Origin of the sequence: Vogesella mureinivorans, from assembly GCF_007644035.1 — a bacterium.
In the GTDB taxonomy this organism is placed as follows: domain Bacteria; phylum Pseudomonadota; class Gammaproteobacteria; order Burkholderiales; family Chromobacteriaceae; genus Vogesella; species Vogesella mureinivorans.
Genome location: NZ_VMTV02000343.1, coordinates 1 through 2,009, shown reverse-complemented (window position 1 = coordinate 2,009; position 2,009 = coordinate 1). Strand labels below are relative to the sequence as shown.

Annotated in this window: 1 protein-coding gene; it reads left to right on the top strand. The window is 50.7% G+C overall.

Going from position 1 to position 2,009, the window contains the following annotated elements:
• Positions 1-449 precede the first annotated feature (449 nt).
• A complete protein-coding gene (locus tag FLQ44_RS10180) occupies positions 450-1,436 on the top strand; it encodes a protein rep (protein ID WP_016245711.1) in 987 nt (328 codons plus the stop codon).
• The last annotated feature ends 573 nt before the right edge of the window (positions 1,437-2,009 follow it).

Sequence of the window (2,009 nt, the reverse complement as noted above, 5' to 3'; positions counted from 1 at the left end):
AAAGTATGGGTTCGCAAATCACAGACTAAATAGATTTACCCAATTCCATTCGAGTGAGGTTGTTATGTTTTTTGAGGTTCTTAATCATGTTGATAGTGCGTTGAGCGTTGCTGTTTCGCTCCTGGCGTTGTGGCAGTTTTTGGTGGCGGGTGGGCGTTGAATGGCTGGTTCGATCCGCGCGCGATCCTTGTATTTATACTTAAGGGATAACTCTGGCGATAAAAAATGGCATCAAGCCTTGCGTACCAAGGCTTCGGGGCTTATTTGCGTTGTAGAAGGTTTTGGAAGTATTCTGTTGGGAGTGGTCGCCTTAAAAGCGACCCCCGCAACGACGGCCATCGTTCGGGGGTGTGACCACCTGCAGAAATTCGATTCGAAGCGACAACCAACAGGTGATACGGCAATGATAACACGTCAAATGAGCCATCGCCCAGCATGGGACGGTGTGCATGCAAAACCCTAAACTCCAGAACCTCACGGATTACTCCCCCTCAGACGCGCCCTGGGACGCTCACAAAAGCGTTTCTGACGACGTAGGTGGGATTTACCTTCTCGCAGCCGAATATGAGCGCTACGGGGCGCGTATGGCTTCCTGTGGCGGTTTACTGAGGTTTGGTTGGTCTACCCTCAAAGAAACTGGAGAAACTCGCCTTAGGCTACGTGAGGCGCATTTCTGTCGTGTCCGGCACTGTCCTGTCTGCCAGTGGAGGCGATCCCTGATGTGGCAAGCCCGTTTTTATCAGTCCCTGCCGCGTATTGTTGCGGATTATCCAGATGCACGCTGGATGTTCCTGACCCTCACAGTGCGAAACTGCGCGATCGGGGAATTGGGTGAGACACTTAACCGAATGAACATGGCCTTCCAGCGACTTAAGGATCGCAAAGAGTTTCGACCTGTTCAGGGCTGGATCCGCACCACGGAAGTTACACGTGGAAGTGACGGTAGTGCGCACCCGCACTTTCACACTCTGATGATGGTTCCTCCCTCAATGTTCACGCGAGATTACGTTAAACATGACCGCTGGGTAGAGCTTTGGCGAGAGTGTTTGCGTGTGAATTACGATCCGAATGTTGATGTTCGAGCAGTAAAACCCCGCAAGCCTAAGGACGGAGAATCATTGGCTTCTGCAACTGCGGAACTTGTACGGGGCGCAGTGGCTGAAACCCTGAAATATTCCACGAAGCCGGCTGACATGGTTGCTGATCCTGAATGGTTCCTCGAATTGACTAAGCAGACACATAAGCGCCGATTTGTGGCTACCGGTGGCGCACTCAAAGACATACTGAAACTCGATCAGGAAACTGATGCCGATATGGTAATCGGGGATGATATTCCCGAAGGCGATGATGATGGTTCACGCATTGCTTTTGAGTGGAAAACCGAATCCAAAAAGTACCGTCGCTCACCGTCAAAAGATAAAGCTGAATCAGACTGACAGGGTGTCGGGGCGCAGCCCTGACCACGACGTTTTTGAGAGGACGCCGCTTGTCGGCGGTACTCCAAAAACACATCTTGTCCTATTGGTTCTACTCCGATGCAGGATAGGGCTAACGCCGCAAAGTGACGTCACTCAATTACTGAGTTCGGTTTCCGAACTCAGTTGGGACAAGATGTGTTTTTGGTACACCGCCATCACGATGTCGGTGCCAAAAACGATTCGTCAGGGCTGCGCCCCGACACCCTGCCAACACCTCACGCAGTCAGATTAAAATCTGCCAGCGCTCGCTGTTTCCGAAATCGTCAAACTCTAAATCGTGGGGTCCCGCTGGCTTGCCAGTGGGTTCCGATTTAGTGATTGACGACATTGCTGATTGAAAAATTGGCTGAGGTGGTTGGATTCACGAAGTGAGGCCAACCACCTGGAAGACGGTTTTTAATTGTCTGGTACCGGATACAACCAGAACGAATGGAGTTGGTTCTGTCGTGATGCGAAAAAGTATGGGTTCGCAAATCACAGACTAAATAGATTTACCCAATTCCATTCGAGTGAGGTTGTTATGTTTTTTGA

Excerpts from the sequence above, each read along its gene's own strand:
- FLQ44_RS10180 (WP_016245711.1), top strand. The coding sequence starts at position 450 with ATGCAAAACCCTAAACTCCAGAACCTCACGGATTACTCCCCCTCAGAC.